The sequence below is a fragment of the Bacteroides xylanisolvens genome (assembly GCF_018289135.1).
Lineage (GTDB): Bacteria > Bacteroidota > Bacteroidia > Bacteroidales > Bacteroidaceae > Bacteroides > Bacteroides xylanisolvens.
The window spans coordinates 4,723,377-4,744,143 of record NZ_CP072216.1 but is presented as its reverse complement, the minus strand read 5'-3'; the positions used below and the strand labels follow the sequence as shown (position 1 = coordinate 4,744,143).

The following is a 20,767-nucleotide window of genomic DNA, read 5'->3' as shown; positions in this document are numbered from 1 at the left end:
GCTTAATCTATTGGAAAAGCAATTCAACACATCAATATGCCACTGTCAGCGGTGTGCGCAACTTCTGCGCATATTCAGCCATATATTTATTCCAGGCATCCGGAGTCTTAATAGCAGCCTTATCCCAGGCAGAACCCCAATAATAAGTATATTCAGAACCCGGCTCATATTCGCTGATAGCCAAAACGTGACCGTCGGCCCCGCCACGTTCTTTCTTTTCCTTTTCAGAAAGAAAAACCACTTTCGCTTCTTTCACCTGTGCAGGAAATGCAGCACCGACAAATATCTTGCCGTTTGCACCGCTACGATCTGTTGTAGGATCCACGTAAGTGATATAGCCATTGGCAGCATCTGCCACAGTCGCACCGTCCGGTTCACGCAACACAAGTCCGGTAGTCACCGGCATTGCTTCTTTCAGATTGGTATATGAAACAATCGTTTTGTTGAGATAAGAACCTGCATCCAGTGAGATTACACGAGTCTCCACTACATTAGAGTCTCCACGAACTACCAGCGGATTAAATTCCAGCTTCACCGTGAAACGCAGCGGACCATTATCAAGGATTTCCTGTGTACGATAGCAGTAAGGATAGATAATAGTGTCACCCGCCATCAGAGCAGCAACACCGGCACCCAACGTAGGTCCTACGGCATAGCAATCCATGCCATATCCATGATCGATATGGTAAGAGATAGCTTTTTGTAGTTCGGAGGCAGCTTTAGGATCTGTCTTTTTCAATTCAGCTATCTTGGCACGCTTTTCAGGATTCAGTTCTTCCGCATAGAGAGATTCCAGAATCGGCTCCGTTGTGTTGTACTTCGTGAAAAGGTCGTAGCCGAAACCACGCTCTCCGCGGGCTTGCAAAGCAGGGCCATACGCACGGAATCCGCCAAGATCATTCTCCCAGGCAACGTCGTCCAGACGTTCGGGGTAGTACTTACCGCAAGCAACGACATCGAAAGGTGCCGGTGTACCCGGTTGAATAGTGTAAACAGCCGTTCCGTTCGCTTCTACCGTAGCGGGGAAAACAACCTTTTCGTCATACGTCACCTGATAAGGCACTTGCTGACCGTCAACATCAAGCACTACAATCTGCGCTGTATCTGCCAGTTTCAACTTGGCAACAACATCGCTCATCGGCACTTCAACCATCTCCCCCACCCGTTCAAGAGCCAGCGGATTGGTCACTGTGATTGTCATTGACTGTTTACTGTCGGCACAAGAAGCAAACCCTATCAAGACTACAGCAAACAGAATTAATATCTTTTTCATAATTAGTCTACATTGAATGAATAATATATACTTTGCAAATAGAGGCTATTATATCCGCATCTGTTGGATATATAGATCCAACGCATCAGCTATATATATCCAACGTGTTGGATATATATGTTCAACACGTTGGGCATATATGTCCAATAAGTCGGTCCTATAGCTCCTGCAAAGGGAATGATAAAAAATAAGGTGACAGATGAAAAGAGGATGCTCTTTGCCATTCTATCACCTTATCGGAATCTCTTCTATCTTACATTATTTCGGCTGTTTTCCGATATAAGCAAGGATACCACCATCTACATAAAGAACGTGGCCGTTGACAGCGTTAGAAGCTTCAGAAGCAAGGAATACAGCAGGACCTGTCAGTTCTTCAGGATCCAACCAACGACCGGCAGGAGTCTTGGCGCAGATGAATGAATCGAATGGGTGACGGCTTCCGTCTGCTTGTTTCTCACGAAGAGGAGCAGTTTGCGGAGTAGCGATGTAACCCGGGCCGATACCGTTACACTGAATGTTGTATTCACCATATTCAGAGCAGATATTGCGAGTCAGCATCTTCAGTCCACCCTTAGCGGCAGCGTAAGCAGATACAGTTTCACGACCCAGTTCGGACATCATTGAGCAGATGTTGATGATTTTACCAGCACGTTTTTCCATCATAGCAGGAAGAACAGCCTTAGCAACGATGAACGGAGCATTCAAGTCGATGTCGATTACACGACGGAAATCAGCAGCATCCATCTCGTGCATAGGAACACGACGGATAATACCTGCATTATTTACAAGGATATCAATTGTACCTACTTCTTTGGCAATTGTAGCAACCATAGCCTGAACAGCCGGTTCGTCTGTCACGTCGCATACATAACCGTGAGCTTTGATACCTTTTGCAGCGTATGCAGCCATTCCTTTGTCTACCAACTCTTGATTGATGTCGTTAAAACAAACTTTAGCGCCTTGTTCTGCGAATGCAGAAGCAATAGCAAAACCGATACCATAAGAAGCACCTGTAACGAGCGCTACTTTACCTTCCAAAGAAAAATTCAAATACTGATTCATAATTCTTTTTATTATTAAATTAGGAAAACTATTGGATTTGTTATTTCAAATCTGTAATCAACGAGAAGTCCTGATCGCCATAGTCGAGGTTCTCACCACCCATTCCCCAGATAAAGGTATAGTTGTGGGTAGCAGCAGCCGAGTGGATAGACCATTCGGGCGAAAGAACAGCCTGATCGCCTTTCATCCATACGTGACGTGTTTCGCCTACCTCACCCATAAAGTGGCAGATAGCATGATCTTCGGGAATCTCGAAATAGAAGTAGGCTTCCATACGACGGCTGTGTACGTGGGCCGGCATCGTATTCCAGACACTTCCCGGAGCCAGTTCCGTCATACCCATCTGCAACTGGCAGGTGGGCAACACCTGATTCACCAGCATCTTATTGATATTACGGTGGTTGGAGCCTTCCAAAGAACCCATTTCAGCTACTACGGCATCGGCTTTCGTCACCTTACGGTCGGGATAATTGCGATGTGCAGTCAGTGAGTTGAAGTAGAATTTGGCAGGATGAGCAGCGTCTTTGCTTTCGAAAGTCACTTCACGGTCGCCCGAACCCAGATAAAGAGCTTCTTTATAGTCCAGTTCGAACTCCGCGTCGCCTGCTTTCACAATACCGGGACCACCAACATTGTAGATACCCATTTCGCGACGGGTAAGGAAGAACGGAGCTTTCAGCGGATCGATTGCTTCGAGCGTCAGCACCTCTCCTACCGGCAGCGCACCACCTACCACCATACGGTCGTACATGGAATATACCATATTTACTTCATTGGGGACAAATATCTTTTCAATTAAGAAATCTCTGCGGATTCTTGTAGTATCATAACTTTTTGCATCTTCAGGATGCGCAGCATAGCGAATTTCATAGTTCGTTTTCATACCTTATTTATTTATAGTTATTGAATAAGTTCTCTTTCTACGTACACTTCGTTTACGTACACGATGCAAAAATAGCAAAAGAAAACGGGTTTACCTTGCAATTTTGTTCCAATTATCCACCAAAAATGTCCAGAATCTGTGCAATGTACACTTTTTTAACGAACTATAATACGATTTGGGAGAGATTTCTACCTAATACAGTTTGAACCTTCTATAATAAAATACAAGCTATTCAACGACCAACACGATAAGCATTAAAATAGTCAATATAACGAATAAAATAAGATTAATGAATTCTATATACGCTGATCCCCTATATACTTCAATTTTATAAGGATATACAAAAACGGGCTCAGTTGTAATTCTTGGGGGATTAAGTTTAGTCAATTCCCTTCATGCATATACCTTTGCTAGCCTAAAAAGGAAGAAGCTCATATCCACTACTCCTCTAAATGATGCCCTAAATGCTTTGATTTTAGCATTAAATGCTTCCGCTGCTGCATTTGTACTCCTGTTCACAAAGAAGTTCAGAATCCTTTCATAATGATTCTCAATAGAGTTTGCTACTGTTGTGAATGTATCGTATCCATATTCTTCAATCTTATTATACCATAGTGCCAGCTTTGCTCTTGCTACATCCTTGTCATAGTTTGTGGAAAAGATCTTTCCCAACTCCAATGAGTAGTAATATACGTGCTTAATATCTTCAAACTGCTTGAAAAGTAATTCTGCCCTGATTTTCTGACTCTTGGTCCATTTATCAGGTGATTTAAATAATAAATATCTGCTTCTGGCCAATAATTGCCTGAGTGTATCTCCGTTTTCGAGTTCTTCTGCTTTATATACTTCCCCCTTCTCTTTTGCCGCTTTCATAGCTTTATTCTCCTCTTTTATCACTTGCCATCTATATGTAATGCGCAACTCTTGTACAGCTTCGTATACAAGTTTTTGTACATGAAACCTATCAATCACCTGCATGGCACGTGGAAAGCACGTTTTGGCAATCTTTTGCATGCTCCCGGCCATATCCAGTGTAATTTCTTTGACCTGATTACGCAGCTCCTGTGGCATCTTTGTAAGTACCGCAATGATATCATCGGTTTTAGTGCCCTGAATTACAGCTATAATAGAACCTTTCCTACCTCGCTTATCTCTATTTATTAAGATGGTATAAAGATCTCCCTTACTTAAAGCCGTTTCGTCAATACATAGGTGATAACCCATATTCTTTGGATAAAGGATATACTCTTGGGCATGTGCTCTCTGATCCCAATTCTGGAAGTCACTCAGGTGGTCTTTATATTGGCTTTGAAGCTGTTTGCCATCCATACAGTAATGCTCAGCTACACTTTGGCAGCTAACGGCGTGATTATCTAAGTAATTCTTTTAAAAAAGCACCGAACTCAGCGGTTATGCGAGTACCGGTGGCTACCAAACTCCAGTCACGACTATATGTCTGCCCAGTGGATGGATCTTCCCAGCGACGACGCTTGATACGTAAATAAACGGCTTTACCACGGATAGGGAAGTCCTGAACTTCAATCTCAGGGAGGAAACCTTTTGAGTGAAGATGGAGATCAGAGTACTCAGCAGGAATAGTGGCTTTCTCCTCTAGATAAAGAATAAAGCAAGTATCCTGAGAAACATGATTGACTAGGGTAAAGTAATCAAGGATTCCTGAAGGCAAGAACAAGCTTAAAGAAGCAACAGGATCAATCGTTTGGGAAGAGGATGTTTTCATGATGCAAAAATAAGAATTTTAACGCAATCCCCCAAGGTTTCAGACTGAGCCCAAAAACGACGACTTCAGAGTCACGAAAGAAAAACCCCGAAAGATGTCTCTTTCGGGGCTTTTCTTCGTTGGACTACCAAGATTCGAACTTGGACAAACAGAACCAAAACCTGTTGTGCTACCATTACACCATAGTCCAAACTTATGTGCTTTCTGTTAAAAAGCGGTGCAAAGATAGAGGTTTGCAAGCAAACCTCCAAATATTTCGTTCACTTTTTTACATTCTATCGAGTGAATCGTGCATTATTACTTTGCAATCAGCAAAAAATAGTTCTTTTTACCGCGCTGAACAAGCAGATATTTTTCATCGAGCAAGTCAGCAGTTGTGATTACCTGATCAAAGGCCGTTAGTTTCTCTTTGTTCAATGAAACGCCACCGCCTTGAACCAACTTACGCATCTCACCTTTCGAAGCAAATACAGCCGCATTATCGACGAACAAATCTACTGCCTTCACTCCTTCTGCCAACGCATCACGGGAAATCTCAAATTGGGGTACTCCTTCAAATACAGCCAGCAATGTATCCTCGTCCAATTTGCGCAAAGCGTCGGAAGTAGCATTACCAAACAAAATATTGGATGCGTCAACCGCTGCGTTATAATCTTCTTCCGAGTGAACCATCACAGTTACTTCTTTAGCCAGACGTTTCTGAAGGAGACGCAAGTGCGGAGCAGCCTGATGTTCGGCAATCAGTGCTTCAATTTCTTCTTTTTCGATAGAAGTGAAGATTTTGATATAACGCTCGGCATCGGAGTCGCTTACATTCAGCCAGAATTGATAGAACTTGTAAGGTGAAGTATAGCGAGGGTCCAGCCAGATATTTCCGGATTCTGTTTTACCAAACTTACCGCCGTCAGCTTTTGTAATCAGCGGGCAAGTCAGTGCGAACACCTCTCCCCCATTGGTACGGCGGATCAATTCGGCACCGGTAGTAATGTTTCCCCATTGGTCAGAACCACCCATCTGAAGCTTACAGCCCTTTGTTTCATACAAATGAAGGAAGTCATATCCTTGAAGCAACTGATAAGTGAACTCGGTAAATGACAATCCATCACGCGCTTCACCATTCAGACGGCGTTTTACAGAGTCTTTTGCCATCATATAGTTCACAGTAATGTGCTTACCTACTTCGCGAGCAAAATCGAGGAAAGTGAAATCTTTCATCCAGTCATAATTGTTCACCAGTTCGGCACGGTTAGGCACATCCGACTCGAAGTCGAGGAACTTGGCAAGCTGTTTCTTGATACATGCCTGATTGTGACGCAATGTTTCCTCGTTCAGCAGGTTACGTTCTGCTGATTTTCCGGAAGGGTCTCCAATCATACCTGTAGCGCCACCGATCAGTGCCAACGGCTTATGACCGCAGCGTTGGAAATGACGAAGGATCATCACTCCACAAAGGTGACCAATGTGTAGCGAATCAGCAGTCGGGTCGATACCCAAATAGGCAGTCACCTGCTCTTTGCTTAACAACTCTTCTGTTCCCGGCATGATGTCCTGCAACATGCCACGCCATCTCAATTCTTCTACAAAATTCATCGTATTACTCTATTAATTAGTTGTTTTTTATTGTATTTCAATCCCATGTGCGACAAAAGTACGACTCTTTCTCGGAAGATACAACTCTTATGCCCTAAAAAAGACATTTTGGATATTTCGGCGGATCGTCTCACGCAACACTTCCACTTCTACCCCACGCACTTTGGCTGCCCGACACAGGATATCTTCAATATCAAGCGAACTGTTGTCCGTTTCCAGAAACAACCGTTCGTCGGGTACTGTCTGCATCGTTTCATCAGAATAATACTCTCCCAAAGAAAGATAAAAGCCCTTCTTTAGCAACTGCACCGCCTGCTCCGTTTTTCCACGGAAACCATGCCATATCCAAGCTTGTTGGGGACGAAATTCTTTTTTCACTGCTAACAGCTCGTCCATTGCTTTCACGCAGTGGATAATCAACGGCAAACCATACTCTTCCGACAGCCTCACCTGCGCTTTAAACACCGTTAACTGAAGTTCCATTGAAGCTACTGCCAATTTATCCAATCCCGCTTCTCCTACGGCGACAAACTGCTTTTTCCGCAACTGCTGCTTAAGATAATCCAAAAGCTGTCCGGCATTATGCTCTGTCAACTCCCAGGGATGAATGCCGACAGAATAATAATATCCCCTATCCACTTCCACATCTCCTGCGAAAGGCATATACAATGGAGAGTCCGCCAACAGCGGATAATTCACGATAGATTTTCCCAGAGAATCGGCCTCCAGTTTATGAGTATGAATATCCAAAATGTCAGTCACATTCTTTTTCATCTTCTATTTCTCATTTTAGTTGCTTCAAGGTACGGGATCATAGCCGGAGCCACCCCAGGGATGGCATCGCAAAATGCGCCGCACAGCGAGATAAAGCCCCTTTACGGGACCGTGTTTCTTAATTGCTTCGACGGCATAAGCCGAACAAGTTGGCGTGAATCGACAAGAGGGAGGAGTAAGAGGCGAAATACAAACCCGGTAAAAGTAGATGGGAACAAGCAACAAGAAAGAGAATACTTTCCTCAAAATTCCCGTTACGAATACCCACAGGGCAGATATCCGGGAGTTACGAGGTTTCATGAGGATAGTTTTTCAGAGATGCGCGCAAGCGCTATTTTCATCTTTTCTTCCAATTCGGAAGTTGCAATAAGCTCGTCCGACAGATAGATAAAGGCAACGGCTAACCGCTGCTCCCGGCGTTGCAATTCGTCCACCAGGAGAGATTTGTTCTTCCGGTAGGCTTCGCGTATCTGACGTTTCACACGGTTGCGTTTCACCGCTCGTTTAAAACGACGTTTCGATACACTGATTAATATAGAAGCAGGAGCCTCGCCCTGCTCAACAGGCATATATACAACGCGTATCGGAAAGATGGAAAACGACTTCGAAACGCCGCCTTCAAACATCTTTCCGATCAAAATTTTACTATTCAGCCTTTCGGCTTTACACAAAGTATATATACCCACTCTGTTTATTTATTGTTTTCTCTGATAAACATATCAAGTGCGGCAGTCATTGACGGAGCCTGCACCGTAGGAGCTTCAAGGTCCAGACGGAGACCTGCGTCACGTACAGCCTGTGCGGTAGTAGAGCCGAAAGTGCCGATCTTAATCTCTCTCTGATTAAAATCAGGGAAGTTCTTCTTCAATGAAGTCACTCCGGCAGGGCTGAAGAACACTAACATGTCATAATCAAACTCCTCGTCCGGTGTAAAGTCGTTGCTCACTGTACGGTACATCACAGCTTCTGTATGCTGAATGTTATTCTTGTCGAGCAAGTTTTTCACATCGTCATTGTGTACGTCTGACATCGGAACGAGATATTTCTCCGTTTTATGCTTCACAATGGAAGGTATCAGGTCCTCAATCTTTCCGGTAGCTCCGAAGAAGATCTTACGCTTGCGGTATTGCACATATTTCTGAATATACAATGCAACAGCTTCCGTCACGCAGAAATACTTCATCGTTTCGGGAATTGTCACGCGCAATTCAGTACACAAAGTGAAAAAATGGTCAATAGCATGGCGCGAAGTGAATATTACGGCAGTGTGGTCGAGAATCGAAATTTTCTGTTGCCGAAATTCTTTCGCCGAAAGACTTTCAACCTTAATAAATGGTCGGAAATCTATTTTAACGCCATACTTTTCAGCTATGTCGTAATAGGGAGATTTCTCTGACGCAGGCTTAGGCTGCGACACTAGTACTTTTTTAATTTTCAACGTCCTAAAATTTTATTAGCAAAATATTGTTCATTTGAATCATACCTTGATAGAGTAGCAAACAAGGTACTATTTCAAGAGCGCAAAAGTACAAAATTAATAGGAAAAGCCCGCTAAATTGATGAAAAAAAAGCTTTATCCACTTATAAAACATCAATATTTTAGTGAAAATTAAAATAATAGCCCCAATTATGACCAAATTTGTGAGACTTAAATCAAAATAAACTAGAAAAAGAACGAATGGAAAGAGGGCAAATCCGACATAATATATGAGCGCAGAATAGGATTCCAGCCATATATTTGTCTTATTTTTATCAAAAAACGTCCACCCAAGAAACATGTAAATCAGCCATTTTAGTAAGAAATAAGCAAGGCAGAATCCAACGTAGATACCCAGCAAAAGGAGGGGGGATACCCGGTTCATCAAAGCAGGGCATGTATCATGAAAATAATTGAGAAATGTGATACCCGACAAGACACAAGTCTGCAACACAAGCACAAGGAGATAACGCACATCGGCTGCCGTAGAACTATCAAAAATACTCGTTCGTTCACGGTGCAATACAAAGTCTTTCACCTGTTGGGAGAGAAATTTCTTTCCGCGCGCCAAGGCTATGGAGGAAAGAAAGAAGCAAGCCAGCAAGGTCAACGCAATGGCATCGTCCGTGCGGGGAGAGTAGGAGATAGGTGTCCCCTCAAAGCCGGAATCAACTTCTTGCACAGCATGAAGATCAACCAACTGCAGACTATCAGTGTCCGCCTTTGCCGGACTAGTCTGGTTCTGCCGAAGAAGGGACAGCGTATCCGCACTTCGGGAACTTAGTGTGTCGCCTATCATATCGCTGCAAATTTACGAATGGAAATGTCCCATACAGGAGTTTCATAAAGCAATTGAACCGCTTCTTCCGGCGTCTGCGCCACTTTCCATATATCGCCATGCTGCCGGCGCATAAAGTTCTCATCAATAGCTTTTTCAAGCATTTCGAGGAGTGGATCGAAGAATCCGTTTATATTGAGGATTACAATCGGATTGAGATATAATCCCAATTGTTTCCAGGTAATAATCTCCAGCAGTTCTTCAAGGGTACCGCATCCACCGGGCAAAGCAATAATACCATCGCTCAAATCTGCCATCTTCCGCTTGCGTTCGTGCATGGATTCTACTTCAATCAGTTCTGTCAATCCCGTATGATGCCAGTTTTGCTCCACCATAAAACGAGGAATCACACCTGTCACCTCACCACCATTTTTCAATACAGCATCTGCCACAGAACGCATCAGGCCAATACTTCCGGCTCCATTTATCAAACGAATACGGTGTTCGGCAAGCAAACGCCCGAGAGTATCGGCTGCTTGGAAATAAACAGCGTCTATCTTGGTACTGGAAGCGCTATATACACATACGGAATTTATCTGATTCATCTTCATCACTATCCATTATTATATCGAGAAGGCAAAATTACGAAAAAATTCCGTTATTCACATTCAACTTAATCAGAGATCATTTTTATCTCTACATTTATCTATCCCTATAAAAAAAATCTTGGACTCCTTATCCAGAAGTCCAAGAACCTTTCTCACAAAGAATACATCTATCACAGATATCTCATCTACTAACAGGTGTATCAAATTGTTGCTGAATGAACTTTATTATTCGAATCATAAAATCATTCGAACACCCTACCAGTAGTATTCAGCATACAATTTAAAAAAGTGATTTTAATTCTACGTTTCAATATACCTTTATGCGCCTTTCACAAGGTTTATTAAGCCCACGGATAGAATTTACCGATCTTTCCCCTTTCGGTCATCTAATCGCCATTTCAGCAATGCGCCATATATTTCAACAGCGGGGCTTCATCAGTTAATGATTTAGGTATATCATCATTATGTTAGTTGCAAATAATATATATTTCAAAGATTTATTCTAATTCAAAATCTCCGGTAAAGGCCTCCTCCGAAAGCTGTATTTCCAAGATATATTTACCTTTTTCCTCACCAGCAAGATCGACATAAACCTTATTTACATTTAAATCAGTAGAAGTATAAACAACTTCTTCTGTTTCTGCATCTTTTATAATAACAGTCACAACAGGAACAGTAGAAAGAAGATCAATAGACAATAATGAGTTTTCAATAAAAGCTTCAGGAGTAACAGGAATAGACCGATGTTGTACCTTAGTTTTATTTTTCAATCTGATTTCACGCGCAGATATCATTTCATCTGCAAAGGAAAACGTACTCACTTGAAGTAAAACAGCCAACAATAAAAAAGGTAAGAATTTAGCTTTCATAATAAATGGGTTTAAAATTTCGCTTCAAAAATACACAGATGAAGCAAAAGAAACGATTATTATGTGGTAACAATGGTAACAGACATTCATTAAAAAATAAAACAAGCAAAAAGTTCGTATCACATCTCACTGATTATCAACACCAAACACACGCTCAAAAATTTGTGCATCCATTTTATTCTTTATGCGATTTTTACGTGTTTTAAGAGCATCTGATGTGGCATCCATTAACTCCATTACAACAGTTTTTGAGCAACAAAGTAATGAAAGAACACAAAAAAACACATCATCACCAGTTAAAGCAGGATAACGTTCTTTTAAGTTCATCATCACATCAACAAATGCATTAGAAATATCAGAACGTATTTCCTTCCTCAAGCTACGCATCACCAATAACTGTTTAGGAGTTGCTCTCTCCAACGCTTCCAATTGATCGTAGCAATCAGTTGTTTTAAGTACTGATATACATAATTGAATCTGTTGTTCGGTCAATTCCGATCTTTTCTTATCTATATGTTCCTTATTAGATTCAGAAAGCTCTTCTTCTTTTAACAGCATAGTATCCACTCGTTTTTGGGTCAATTCATGCTGTAGAGCTATATAATGCTTTTTCCTTTTTCTGTCGTTCCACATAAAACAGAAAACACATATAATCATTAAAGAAGAAAATGCAGTAATCAAACTAAAAATTAGCGTTCTAGTATGCTCTGACAATAATCTTTTATGCTCTTCCAGTTGATGTTTATCCATAAGGCGGTTTAGCTCCTCATTATCAGTCATAATCTGCATAGAATCATAAAGTATCTTATAAGCATCCATATTCTCTGTTGCAGTTTTCCACTCTCCCTTTCTCTTCGCTATCTGATACATACCATCATAACAAACGGCCTTTCCATAAATATCAAGCTCATCCATGTTCTTACTAAAAAAATAACTGGCAGAATCTAGTTTATTCAGATTCAACATAATTTGAGCCTTTGACAAACAAGTATTAATAGCATCCTGCCCCTGTAATAGAATTGCTTTCGACACAAATTTATCTGCTTGAATATAATCCTTTTTCTCACTATAAACCATAGCTAAATCGTGATAAAGAGCTCCTATCAAACTAGAATCTTGATCTGCCAATGCACAATCAAGAGCTTGTTGATAATAATATAATGCACTATCCTTTTCATTTTGCAATAAAAACACACGCGCAATCCCTCTCATCGGATATGTCTGTTCATCTTTGCCTTTCAATATCTGATAAGCCGCACGATAGTTTTCTATTGCTACATTGTACAAACGATCCTCTTCATAACATTCTGCAAGATTATCATAAATCATTGCTAAGAATTCATTCCTAACAGGCATCAATCGAATTGCCGTCAGATATTCTTCGACGGCAAATGAGGCATATCCTTTCTCGCTATAAATAGCTCCCCAGTAATAATGAGCCTTTGCAGCACGCAGACTTTTCTTCTTATCGCCATAATAGTCAACAGCCGTTTTTATCAACGAATCATCCTCTAAAGCAATATAGTTTTTATGCCGTGCCTGTGTGAGCAGTAGCGCATAAAGCGTCCGGTCAGCACGTGGCATCTTCTGTGGATAAGTAATTGATTCCAAAATAGACAAAGCACTATCTGGATATGTCTCCATTAATGAATCAGCGCATAATAACAATTGATTCTTCACTGAAGGAGAGGAACAGGAAGAAAGAGAGACAGACATAAAAATGCTACCTACGCTGACAAGTAAAATAGAGAACACCAATAAATAGCGTTTAGAACAACAACATCTTGTTTTCATTTAGCAGTCTGTTTTATTTTACGATACAAAAGTAGCAATTTCCGATAAAACATACTTAGTAGCCAAAAAACATTTATTTAAATATAACTTATTTAAAATCAAGAGCCACAACCTCATATCCTACTAGAAGGAGTTGAGATTGTGGCTCTTATCGAATGAGCCAAGCTCGCTTTCAGACTGTTTTACAGACCAAAAGCAGCTTTAATTTTATCTACGTAGTCGAGTTTCTCCCATGTAAAGAGTTCCACTTCCACTGTTTTATCTCCTTCGTAACGAGAAGAAAACTTCTTCGTTATCACTTGCGGTTCACGTCCCATGTGACCATAAGCGGCTGTTTCCTGATAAATAGGATTACGAAGTTTCAGACGTTCTTCGATTGCTTTCGGGCGAAGATCGAACAACTGATCGATAACGCGGGCAATCTCACCATCCGTCATGTTGACGTGGGAACGGCCATAAGTATCTACAAAAATATTGATCGGACGAGCCACACCGATAGCATAGCTCACCTGTACAAGCATTTCATCTGCTACACCTGCCGCAACCATATTCTTTGCGATATGGCGTGCTGCATAAGCTGCACTACGGTCTACCTTGCTAGGATCTTTTCCGGAGAAAGCACCACCACCGTGAGCACCTTTACCACCATAAGTATCAACGATAATCTTACGACCTGTCAAACCGGTATCTCCGTGAGGACCACCAATTACGAACTTGCCCGTAGGATTCACATGATAAATGATTTTATCATTAAACAGTGCCAACACTTTATCGTGATGGATAGAAGCAATGACACGAGGCATCAGAATTTCAATCACATCACGGCGGATGATAGACAGCATTTCTTCGTCAGCTTTCAGCTGGGCGGCTTGAGAATCATCTTCCGGTTGGATAAAGTCATCATGTTGCGTAGAAACAACGATTGTATCGATGCGAACAGGAGTTCCGTTGTCATCATATTCGATAGTAACCTGGCTTTTGGCATCGGGGCGGAGGTAAGTCATCACCTTTCCTTCACGACGAATGTCGGCCAGCACTTGCAGAATGCGGTGTGCCAGATCAAGAGAAAGCGGCATATAGTTTTCCGTTTCATTGGTAGCGTAGCCAAACATCATACCCTGGTCGCCTGCACCCTGTTCCATCGGGTCCTGACGCTCTACACCACGGTTGATATCGGGACTTTGCTCATGAATAGCGGAAAGTACGCCACAAGAGTTACTTTCGAACATGTACTCTCCTTTGGTATAACCGATTTTCTTAATCACTTCGCGCGCGATGAGCTGGAGGTCAACGTACGCTTTTGTTTTCACTTCACCCGCTAGCACCACTTGTCCGGTAGTCACTAGTGTTTCGCAAGCTACTTTCGAACTGGGGTCGTAAGCCAACAGTTTGTCAAGCACGGCATCCGATATTTGATCGGCCACCTTGTCGGGGTGTCCTTCTGACACCGATTCGGATGTAAATAAGTATCCCATCTTTTTAAATTAAGAATTAAAAATTGAAAATTAAAAAATGAGAGAGAGTAGGAGAGGCGAGTGCTGCAAAGGATAAACCGAAAGGCGTCAATCAGACGTGTTTTAGCATTTTTTTCCGTGGTTGCAAGCTACTCAAATCTGTCCACACTTTCATTTCGGTTGCAAAGATAAAGAGATTTCGGAGATAATGAGTATCTTTGCCACGTATTTAACACATAAATAGATTTATAATGATTCTAAATAAGAAATTAAAAACGCTTTTGGTGCTGGCTCTTTATATAGGCTTCACGATTGCCATCTATGCCATTGTCTGCCATTTCATCGATAAGCCGTTTCAGGAGATTCATTTGCTGTATGCAGTATTGATAGGATGCATTGCCTATTTACCGGTATTTATTGCGGAGAAAAAGAAGAAGTAAGCTCCTTCATCGTTTTTCCAAGTACCGGATGCACTAATCCGGGAGCAATTTCCGCCAGTGGTTTCATGACGAAGTCACGTTCTGCCATCAACGGATGGGGGAGGATCAACTTTGCTCCTGAAGGAGAAGTGGTGGAAAGTATCAAATCACCATAAAGCAACAGATCAATATCAATCAGGCGGTCGCTATATATGCCGTTGACGGATTTCTTCGTACGTCCCAATTCCTGTTCAATCGCCTGCGTTCTCTGTAAAACGTCTATGGGAGCCAATTCGGTATCTACACAAACCGCCGCATTCAGGAAACTGTTATCGGAAGAAAATCCCCAAGGAGCAGTAACGTAAAAAGCAGACAGGGAAACTATTTTCCCTACCTGCTCTTCTATTTTTTGCACGGCATCCCGAAGATTTTGTTCTTTATCCCCAAGATTAGTGCCGAGTCCCAGATAAACTTTTGCCATTATTTGTCCAAAATCAGCATTGCATCTCCATACGTGCCGAAACGGTAACCTTCTTTCAATGCTACATGATAAGCATCCATCACCTGGTCATAACCACCAAAAGCAGCTACAATCATCAGTAAGGTAGAAAGTGGCATGTGGAAATTGGAAATCATTGAATTGGCTACGGTAAATTCATACGGAGGGAAGATAAACTTGTTAGTCCATCCTTCAAATTCCTTGAGATGTCCGTCAGTGCTGACTGCACTTTCAATAGCACGCATCACTGTCGTACCTACCGCACATACATTTCTACCGTTATCTTTGGCACGATTCACGGTTTTCACCGCCATTTCGTTTACAAACATTTGTTCCGAATCCATCTTATGCTTCGTCAAGTCCTCTACGTCGATGTCGCGGAAGTTACCCAGACCAGCGTGCAAAGTGATATATGCAAAGTCCACACCTTTGATTTCCAGACGTTTCATCAACTCACGGCTGAAGTGCAAACTAGCAGTCGGAGCAGTCACCGCACCCTCGTTCTTTGCAAAAATAGACTGGAAGCGTTCAGCATCTTCCGGTTCTACGGGACGGTTGATAATAGAATGGGGGAGTGGAGTTTCACCCAGAGAATACAGTGCCTTTTTGAACTCGTCATGAGGTCCGTCATAAAGAAAACGGAGCGTACGTCCGCGAGAAGTGGTGTTATCAATCACTTCAGCCACCATTGAATCGTCCGGCCCGAAATACAGCTTGTTACCGATACGTATCTTACGTGCCGGATCGACCAATACGTCCCACAAACGAAGCTCTTCATTCAACTCACGCAACAAGAATACTTCGATACGAGCACCTGTCTTTTCCTTGTTACCATACAAGCGGGCAGGGAATACCTTCGTATCGTTGAATATAAACACATCTTTATCATCAAAGTAGTCCAACACATCTTTGAACATCTTGTGCTCAATCTTACCTGTATTACGATGCAATACCATCAAACGAGACTCATCCCTATATTTCATAGGATGTAGAGCGATCTTATCCTCGGGTAACTTAAATTTGAATTGTGATAATTTCATATCTATTCCTTATTACGTTAATTATTTTCTTCCTCATTTTCTATCTCCTGTCCGTCGATCCACTCTTTAAAGTGTTCGGGATTCAGACAGTCTTCCAACCGGACATCACCTACACGGGTACGGATCAATCCTGTCAGGTGAGCTCCGCTATGGAGTGCTTCGCCGATGTCGCGGGCCAAGGCGCGGATATAAGTCCCTTTGCTGCATACGACACGGATTTGAATCATCGGTTCCGGATCATCCAGGCGACATTCCAGCAATTCAATCTCGTCGATAACAAGCTGTTTTGCTTTTAGTTCGACTTCTTCTCCTTTCCGGGCCAGTTCATAAGCACGCTTGCCGTCTACCATACAGGCAGAGAAGGCAGGGGGGACCTGATCGATGGCACCGATAAAGTGCGTCAGCACTTCTTCCACCAGTTCCCTTGTGATATGCTCGGTAGGGTAGGTGGCATCTATTTCATGTTCCAAATCGTATGACGGGGTAGTAGCGCCCAAGCGCAACGTTGCTACGTACTCCTTCGTATGATATTGAAACTCTTCTATTCGTTTGGTTGCCTTGCCTGTACATACAATCATCACCCCTGTTGCAAGAGGGTCCAGTGTTCCGGCATGCCCGACTTTTAGTTTTTTCACTCCGATCCGACGGCAAATATGATAGCGGGCGTGCCCTACTACTTTAAATGAAGTCCATCCGAAAGGTTTATTGAAAAACAGTACTTCTCCCTTTTTAAAATTCATCAGCCAATTTCTAAGTTGTATCCAAGCAGCAGCATTACCAGAATGGTTCCGCCAACAATAATTCTATACCAGCCAAACGCCTTAAAGCCATATTTCGTAACAAAGCTAATAAAGAACTTGATAGCCAGCAAAGCAACGACAAAAGCCACCACATTACCGATAATAAGTGCCGGCATGTTGTTGACAAGAATCTCGGTGCCACCATCCAGGAAGAGTTTCAACACCTTGTAACCGGTTGCCGCAAACATAGTTGGCACGGCAAGAAAGAATGAAAATTCGGCAGCATCCTTACGAGTCAGCTTCTGGGCCATACCTCCGACAATGGTAGCCATCGAACGGGATACTCCCGGTATCATAGCAATACACTGAAACAAACCGATATTGAATGCCTTTTTTTCAGTCAGCACGGTATCTTCACTTCCCTTCGAAAAAATCTTATCGCAAAACAGCATGAATATACCACCGATTACCAGCATCACTGCCACTATCGCTACACTTTCCAGCATCTCGTCTATCTTATCGCTAAACAGGAAACCCAAAATTGCAGCAGGAATAAAAGCAACCAGCAGTTTCCAGTAAAAATCGAATTTATGCAGAAAACACTTCAAAGCGGAAGCGCCTGCAGGAGCCGGTGTATGGTTCAACCGGAAAAAGCGTTTCCAGTAAAGGCAGACAACTGAAAGAATTGCGCCAAACTGAATAATTACAGTAAATGCTTTTACAAATTCTGTACTTTCTACTCCTAATATGTTTTGTGTAATAATCATGTGTCCTGTAGAAGAAACCGGTAGAAACTCTGTCAACCCTTCTACAATAGCAATAATAATCGTCTCAAATGTTGTTAAATCCCCCATCTTTATTCTTCTGTTTTTTGTGTTTTAGGTTTGCGTAATACAGCGTAAATCATAGACAAGAAGCCAAACAGGCAAACGACTGGCGCTACCTTGATTCTGCGTACACTGAAAATATCGGGTTCAAAAGAGGTTTCGGACGATGTAGGTCCCGTCATCAATAGAAAGCCGATAATAACAATCGCCATCCCTATCGCGAGCAAGATAAAGTTCACTTTATCAAAGGCAAATTTCTGCTTGTCAGACATAGTTTATTTAATTACAAATTACTAATTTCAATCATTCCCTTAATCTATCAGTCGGTTGTTACGGATGCTAATCACACGCAAACACAGGTTTGCCGTCAGCCATTCGCCATCCGCTAAATATAGTACAGGCTGTTTGCTTTCATTCTCAAGTATTTATTCATGGAGAAATAGGCGCATAGCCACGTTATTACAATTCCAAACGCCAATACGCTTGCACAGACTATCAACATGACTTCAGGCGTGATGACCTGAAGCAATTCCTGTTCGTACGTCACGGCACAATAAGCGGTCCCCATCAATATGGAATCGGCAACGATGGCTGCCAATATCCCGCTCCATACATTCTTTCGAAGGAATGGCCCCCGGATGAATCCCCAACTCGCTCCTACCAACTTCATGGTGTGAATGAGGAAGCGTTTGGAGTAAATAGCCAGTCTTATGGTATTGTTTATCAGGGCAAAAGAGATAAAAGTAAGCACTACCGCCAAGGCAAGCAGTACCAGACTGATATTTCGTATGTTATCATTCACGGCGTCAATTAACTCCTTTCGATAGAGCACATCTTGTATGTTGGTGTTCTTTTTAATCATTTTCTCTATCTTCGCAATGCTGTCGGAGTTTGCATAGTCGGAATGGAGTTTGATTTCAATGGAAGCGGTAAAAGGGTTATAGCCCAAGAATTCTTCCGGATCGGTTCCCATTGCTTCCGTCTGTTCTTTCAGTGCTTGTTTTTTAGAGATATATTCGGATTGTTTCACGAAAGGTTCCTGATTCAGCTTCTTCTGAAGTTTCAGTATATCCGCTTCTTTCATGTCGTCACTGATAAGAACGGAGAAACTGATATTCTCGCGGACATATACGGAAAGATTGTGTGCTGTCAATACGAAGAAGACAACCAGTCCCAGCAACAGCAACACTAATGTCGTACTGATACTCGACGTGATGAACTGCATGTCGAAAATCGAACCTGACTTATATTTGTTTTGATTTCCCATGCGTTATCTTTTTTTTCGGAATACATAAATCATTGAACTGCTGCGTTCTTTCCTTCCCAAAGCATTGAACCAGGCCAACGTCCCGGCAAACATCCCTTTCAGGAAACTGCATGAACTGCCACGATGTTTCTCGCTCAACATAGATACGTAAAACGCATCGAACGGCATCGGATGACGTGCCGCCATAATAAAGCCATGACGGGAAGCCAGCTGCTGTATAGTGCCCGGAGTGAAATGCCAGAGATGACGGGGAACGTCATAAGCCGCCCAATATTCACCGTAGCGCTTGGCATCATAAGAAGAGCAGTTGGGTACTGCCACAATCAATACTCCTTTTTCTGTCAGCAATTCGCGAAGCGTTTCCCAAGTCTCATTCAAAGATTCGAGATGCTCCATCACATGCCAGAGAGTGATAACATCAAAACTAGCAGGAGCAAACTCTTTCAGAGCCGATTCAGGCTTTACATCCAGTTCGAAATGCGTTTTTGCAAACTCACGTGCCTGCGGGCTTTTCTCCACTGCCTCTACCTTCCATCCCCGGCGAACCATTGTATCGGAAAAGTAACCGGTTCCCGTACCTATATCGAGCAAACGCCCCGTTTTACGATGCGCCTCTTTAGCTACCAAGCGCGCTTTGCGGCCCAGCATATAAGAACGTACGTAATGGTAGATATTATTCATCGCCCCCTTGCGCGTATCAGTGTGAGAAATATAGTCGGGAGTCTCATAATACTTGCCTATCTCTGCTTCCACGGGAACTCCTTGTGTGAATGTAAATCCACAGTCCTCACACGAATACAGTTCAAACTGTTCGCCCGAAGCATAAAAATCCGTACAAGTCATGACGCGTTTCAAGTGCGTACCGCCACACACCGGACAAGCATTTATACTGAGTTTCTCCATTAACTATCTAAGCAAAATTAAGTGCTGCCTCGAATGACAAGACAACACTATACCCGAATTTGGTGCAAAGAAACAAATAAAAAGTGATGTAATGGGCTTTCGTTAAGGACTTTTAATAGAAGAGTTGCCCCGATACAAGATGAGAGTAGTTTTGACAGCTCATATCGGGACAAAATATCTTTTTGAAGGAAGATTAAAAAGTCAGATTAACGGAAAAGCCCATGTTTCTGTAGCTGGGTTGACGGAAGTTGTCTATGCCCTGCCCCCAGGTTCCGGTGCTTGCCGTAGATTCCGGTTCAAATGGAGCTTTATTATACAACATAAGCAAGTTACGTCCTACTAATACCACCTATACATCTTGTATGCACTTCACCCATCAACTATTATGTATATTGTTCGGAACGTTGCTCCTTTGGCATCATAATAAAGAATATAAAATACCCTGATACAAATTGGTTGTTTTCTAATCAACTTATACCAGGGTAAAACACGAGAATGGTAAGAAATATTAATCCTCCTCTATGATTCTTACTGTACCATCATCTCTATCAAAGGCATTGATGTATATCAATTCCAGATGTGTTATATGCTCAAAGCCATCAAGAACTAGATCCTCATCAAGTCTATCTAACTCATTGCCTTCGATTAGATCATAAGTTGTCTCATTTTTCTCTCTCAAATAAGTTAAATAATGAATCATATCATCAATACCTTCATTGTCGAGATACACTCTACTTTCCATTCCACTTGTTATTACGCTAATCATAAT

At 42.3% G+C, this 20,767-nt stretch carries 24 protein-coding genes and 1 tRNA gene; 1 reads left to right on the top strand and 24 read right to left on the bottom strand.

Annotated elements, in window-relative coordinates:
• Positions 1-31: 31 nt before the first annotated feature.
• From INE92_RS19815 to metK, 16 genes are all read right to left on the bottom strand, one after another.
• The gene (locus tag INE92_RS19815) at positions 32-1,273 is read right to left on the bottom strand and encodes a DUF4861 domain-containing protein (RefSeq protein ID WP_015531954.1); all 1,242 of its coding nucleotides are present in this window, start codon (positions 1,271-1,273) and stop codon (positions 32-34) included.
• 258 nt (positions 1,274-1,531) lie between these two features.
• Positions 1,532-2,335 (bottom strand): gluconate 5-dehydrogenase, encoded by an 804-nt coding sequence (locus INE92_RS19810; protein ID WP_004313702.1) that lies wholly within the window; start codon positions 2,333-2,335, stop codon positions 1,532-1,534.
• Between the two features lie 40 nt (positions 2,336-2,375).
• Entirely contained in the window at positions 2,376-3,218 is an 843-nt protein-coding gene (kduI, locus tag INE92_RS19805; RefSeq protein ID WP_004307807.1) for a 5-dehydro-4-deoxy-D-glucuronate isomerase, read from the bottom strand.
• A 393-nt stretch (positions 3,219-3,611) separates the two neighbouring features.
• Positions 3,612-4,547 (bottom strand): ISAon1 family transposase, encoded by a 936-nt coding sequence (locus INE92_RS19800; protein ID WP_008025715.1) that lies wholly within the window; start codon positions 4,545-4,547, stop codon positions 3,612-3,614.
• A gap of 40 nt (positions 4,548-4,587) precedes the next feature.
• On the bottom strand, positions 4,588-4,959 hold the full coding sequence (locus INE92_RS19795) for an ISAon1 family transposase N-terminal region protein (RefSeq protein ID WP_008640050.1): 372 nt from the start codon (positions 4,957-4,959) through the stop codon (positions 4,588-4,590).
• A 119-nt stretch (positions 4,960-5,078) separates the two neighbouring features.
• A tRNA-Gln gene (locus INE92_RS19790) sits at positions 5,079-5,149 on the bottom strand.
• Positions 5,150-5,256: 107 nt separating this feature from the next.
• Complete coding sequence (gene tyrS / locus INE92_RS19785) at positions 5,257-6,549, bottom strand: tyrosine--tRNA ligase (protein WP_008641576.1); 1,293 nt, start codon at positions 6,547-6,549, stop codon at positions 5,257-5,259.
• Between the two features lie 87 nt (positions 6,550-6,636).
• The gene (locus tag INE92_RS19780) at positions 6,637-7,323 is read right to left on the bottom strand and encodes a TatD family hydrolase (protein WP_008641575.1); all 687 of its coding nucleotides are present in this window, start codon (positions 7,321-7,323) and stop codon (positions 6,637-6,639) included.
• Between the two features lie 24 nt (positions 7,324-7,347).
• Positions 7,348-7,623 carry a membrane protein insertion efficiency factor YidD gene (gene yidD / locus INE92_RS19775; protein WP_008641574.1) on the bottom strand — a complete coding sequence of 92 codons (276 nt, stop codon included), beginning with the start codon at positions 7,621-7,623 and terminating at the stop codon, positions 7,348-7,350.
• Positions 7,620-8,009: a ribonuclease P protein component gene (gene rnpA / locus INE92_RS19770; protein ID WP_009040713.1), complete on the bottom strand. Its 390-nt coding sequence runs from the start codon at positions 8,007-8,009 to the stop codon at positions 7,620-7,622. The genes yidD and rnpA overlap by 4 nt, the downstream gene beginning before the upstream one ends.
• Before the next feature lie 5 nt (positions 8,010-8,014).
• Complete coding sequence (locus INE92_RS19765) at positions 8,015-8,761, bottom strand: uroporphyrinogen-III synthase (protein ID WP_008023747.1); 747 nt, start codon at positions 8,759-8,761, stop codon at positions 8,015-8,017.
• 4 nt (positions 8,762-8,765) lie between these two features.
• Positions 8,766-9,599 carry a DUF4271 domain-containing protein gene (locus INE92_RS19760; RefSeq protein ID WP_008641572.1) on the bottom strand — a complete coding sequence of 278 codons (834 nt, stop codon included), beginning with the start codon at positions 9,597-9,599 and terminating at the stop codon, positions 8,766-8,768.
• Complete coding sequence (locus INE92_RS19755) at positions 9,596-10,183, bottom strand: LOG family protein (RefSeq protein WP_032841920.1); 588 nt, start codon at positions 10,181-10,183, stop codon at positions 9,596-9,598. Before INE92_RS19755 ends, INE92_RS19760 begins: the two co-directional genes overlap by 4 nt.
• Positions 10,184-10,683: 500 nt before the next feature.
• Positions 10,684-11,055 carry a DUF3244 domain-containing protein gene (locus INE92_RS19750; protein WP_008641569.1) on the bottom strand — a complete coding sequence of 124 codons (372 nt, stop codon included), beginning with the start codon at positions 11,053-11,055 and terminating at the stop codon, positions 10,684-10,686.
• A 126-nt stretch (positions 11,056-11,181) separates the two neighbouring features.
• Positions 11,182-12,849, bottom strand: a complete 1,668-nt coding sequence (locus tag INE92_RS19745; RefSeq protein WP_211421235.1) for a tetratricopeptide repeat protein — start codon at positions 12,847-12,849, stop codon at positions 11,182-11,184.
• A 182-nt stretch (positions 12,850-13,031) separates the two neighbouring features.
• A complete protein-coding gene (metK, locus tag INE92_RS19740) occupies positions 13,032-14,324 on the bottom strand; it encodes a methionine adenosyltransferase (protein ID WP_004298895.1) in 1,293 nt (430 codons plus the stop codon).
• 230 nt (positions 14,325-14,554) lie between these two features.
• Between metK and INE92_RS19735 the strand changes: the two genes are divergently transcribed.
• The gene (locus INE92_RS19735) at positions 14,555-14,743 is read left to right on the top strand and encodes a hypothetical protein (protein ID WP_004302899.1); all 189 of its coding nucleotides are present in this window, start codon (positions 14,555-14,557) and stop codon (positions 14,741-14,743) included.
• Here INE92_RS19735 and folK read toward each other — a convergent pair.
• The 8 genes from folK to INE92_RS19695 form a co-directional block, all read right to left on the bottom strand.
• Complete coding sequence (gene folK / locus INE92_RS19730; protein WP_004307794.1) at positions 14,718-15,203, bottom strand: 2-amino-4-hydroxy-6-hydroxymethyldihydropteridine diphosphokinase; 486 nt, start codon at positions 15,201-15,203, stop codon at positions 14,718-14,720. The genes INE92_RS19735 and folK overlap by 26 nt on opposite strands.
• Entirely contained in the window at positions 15,203-16,261 is a 1,059-nt protein-coding gene (queA, locus tag INE92_RS19725) for a tRNA preQ1(34) S-adenosylmethionine ribosyltransferase-isomerase QueA (RefSeq protein WP_004298889.1), read from the bottom strand. The genes folK and queA overlap by 1 nt, the downstream gene beginning before the upstream one ends.
• 17 nt (positions 16,262-16,278) lie before the next feature.
• Positions 16,279-17,001, bottom strand: a complete 723-nt coding sequence (gene truB / locus INE92_RS19720; protein WP_004298886.1) for a tRNA pseudouridine(55) synthase TruB — start codon at positions 16,999-17,001, stop codon at positions 16,279-16,281.
• Positions 17,001-17,855, bottom strand: coding sequence for an undecaprenyl-diphosphate phosphatase (locus INE92_RS19715; protein ID WP_004322592.1), 855 nt, complete (start codon positions 17,853-17,855; stop codon positions 17,001-17,003). Before INE92_RS19715 ends, truB begins: the two co-directional genes overlap by 1 nt.
• A gap of 2 nt (positions 17,856-17,857) precedes the next feature.
• Positions 17,858-18,100: a DUF3098 domain-containing protein gene (locus INE92_RS19710; protein ID WP_004298881.1), complete on the bottom strand. Its 243-nt coding sequence runs from the start codon at positions 18,098-18,100 to the stop codon at positions 17,858-17,860.
• A 113-nt stretch (positions 18,101-18,213) separates the two neighbouring features.
• Positions 18,214-19,095 (bottom strand): cell division protein FtsX, encoded by an 882-nt coding sequence (locus INE92_RS19705; RefSeq protein WP_004322593.1) that lies wholly within the window; start codon positions 19,093-19,095, stop codon positions 18,214-18,216.
• A gap of 3 nt (positions 19,096-19,098) precedes the next feature.
• Complete coding sequence (locus INE92_RS19700; RefSeq protein ID WP_008641564.1) at positions 19,099-19,998, bottom strand: methyltransferase domain-containing protein; 900 nt, start codon at positions 19,996-19,998, stop codon at positions 19,099-19,101.
• Positions 19,999-20,506: 508 nt separating this feature from the next.
• Positions 20,507-20,764, bottom strand: coding sequence for a hypothetical protein (locus tag INE92_RS19695; protein ID WP_008641562.1), 258 nt, complete (start codon positions 20,762-20,764; stop codon positions 20,507-20,509).
• Between the last annotated feature and the right edge of the window lie 3 nt (positions 20,765-20,767).

Coding starts and splice junctions, on each gene's coding strand:
- INE92_RS19815 (WP_015531954.1), bottom strand. CDS start 1,273: ATGAAAAAGATATTAATTCTGTTTGCTGTAGTCTTGATAGGGTTTGCT.
- INE92_RS19810 (WP_004313702.1), bottom strand. CDS start 2,335: ATGAATCAGTATTTGAATTTTTCTTTGGAAGGTAAAGTAGCGCTCGTT.
- kduI (WP_004307807.1), bottom strand. CDS start 3,218: ATGAAAACGAACTATGAAATTCGCTATGCTGCGCATCCTGAAGATGCA.
- INE92_RS19800 (WP_008025715.1), bottom strand. CDS start 4,547: ATGGATGGCAAACAGCTTCAAAGCCAATATAAAGACCACCTGAGTGAC.
- INE92_RS19795 (WP_008640050.1), bottom strand. CDS start 4,959: ATGAAAACATCCTCTTCCCAAACGATTGATCCTGTTGCTTCTTTAAGC.
- tyrS (WP_008641576.1), bottom strand. CDS start 6,549: ATGAATTTTGTAGAAGAATTGAGATGGCGTGGCATGTTGCAGGACATC.
- INE92_RS19780 (WP_008641575.1), bottom strand. CDS start 7,323: ATGAAAAAGAATGTGACTGACATTTTGGATATTCATACTCATAAACTG.
- yidD (WP_008641574.1), bottom strand. CDS start 7,623: ATGAAACCTCGTAACTCCCGGATATCTGCCCTGTGGGTATTCGTAACG.
- INE92_RS19760 (WP_008641572.1), bottom strand. CDS start 9,599: ATGATAGGCGACACACTAAGTTCCCGAAGTGCGGATACGCTGTCCCTT.
- INE92_RS19755 (WP_032841920.1), bottom strand. CDS start 10,183: ATGAATCAGATAAATTCCGTATGTGTATATAGCGCTTCCAGTACCAAG.
- INE92_RS19750 (WP_008641569.1), bottom strand. CDS start 11,055: ATGAAAGCTAAATTCTTACCTTTTTTATTGTTGGCTGTTTTACTTCAA.
- INE92_RS19745 (WP_211421235.1), bottom strand. CDS start 12,849: ATGAAAACAAGATGTTGTTGTTCTAAACGCTATTTATTGGTGTTCTCT.
- metK (WP_004298895.1), bottom strand. CDS start 14,324: ATGGGATACTTATTTACATCCGAATCGGTGTCAGAAGGACACCCCGAC.
- INE92_RS19735 (WP_004302899.1), top strand. CDS start 14,555: ATGATTCTAAATAAGAAATTAAAAACGCTTTTGGTGCTGGCTCTTTAT.
- folK (WP_004307794.1), bottom strand. CDS start 15,203: ATGGCAAAAGTTTATCTGGGACTCGGCACTAATCTTGGGGATAAAGAA.
- queA (WP_004298889.1), bottom strand. CDS start 16,261: ATGAAATTATCACAATTCAAATTTAAGTTACCCGAGGATAAGATCGCT.
- truB (WP_004298886.1), bottom strand. CDS start 17,001: ATGAATTTTAAAAAGGGAGAAGTACTGTTTTTCAATAAACCTTTCGGA.
- INE92_RS19715 (WP_004322592.1), bottom strand. CDS start 17,855: ATGGGGGATTTAACAACATTTGAGACGATTATTATTGCTATTGTAGAA.
- INE92_RS19710 (WP_004298881.1), bottom strand. CDS start 18,100: ATGTCTGACAAGCAGAAATTTGCCTTTGATAAAGTGAACTTTATCTTG.
- INE92_RS19705 (WP_004322593.1), bottom strand. CDS start 19,095: ATGGGAAATCAAAACAAATATAAGTCAGGTTCGATTTTCGACATGCAG.
- INE92_RS19700 (WP_008641564.1), bottom strand. CDS start 19,998: ATGGAGAAACTCAGTATAAATGCTTGTCCGGTGTGTGGCGGTACGCAC.
- INE92_RS19695 (WP_008641562.1), bottom strand. CDS start 20,764: ATGATTAGCGTAATAACAAGTGGAATGGAAAGTAGAGTGTATCTCGAC.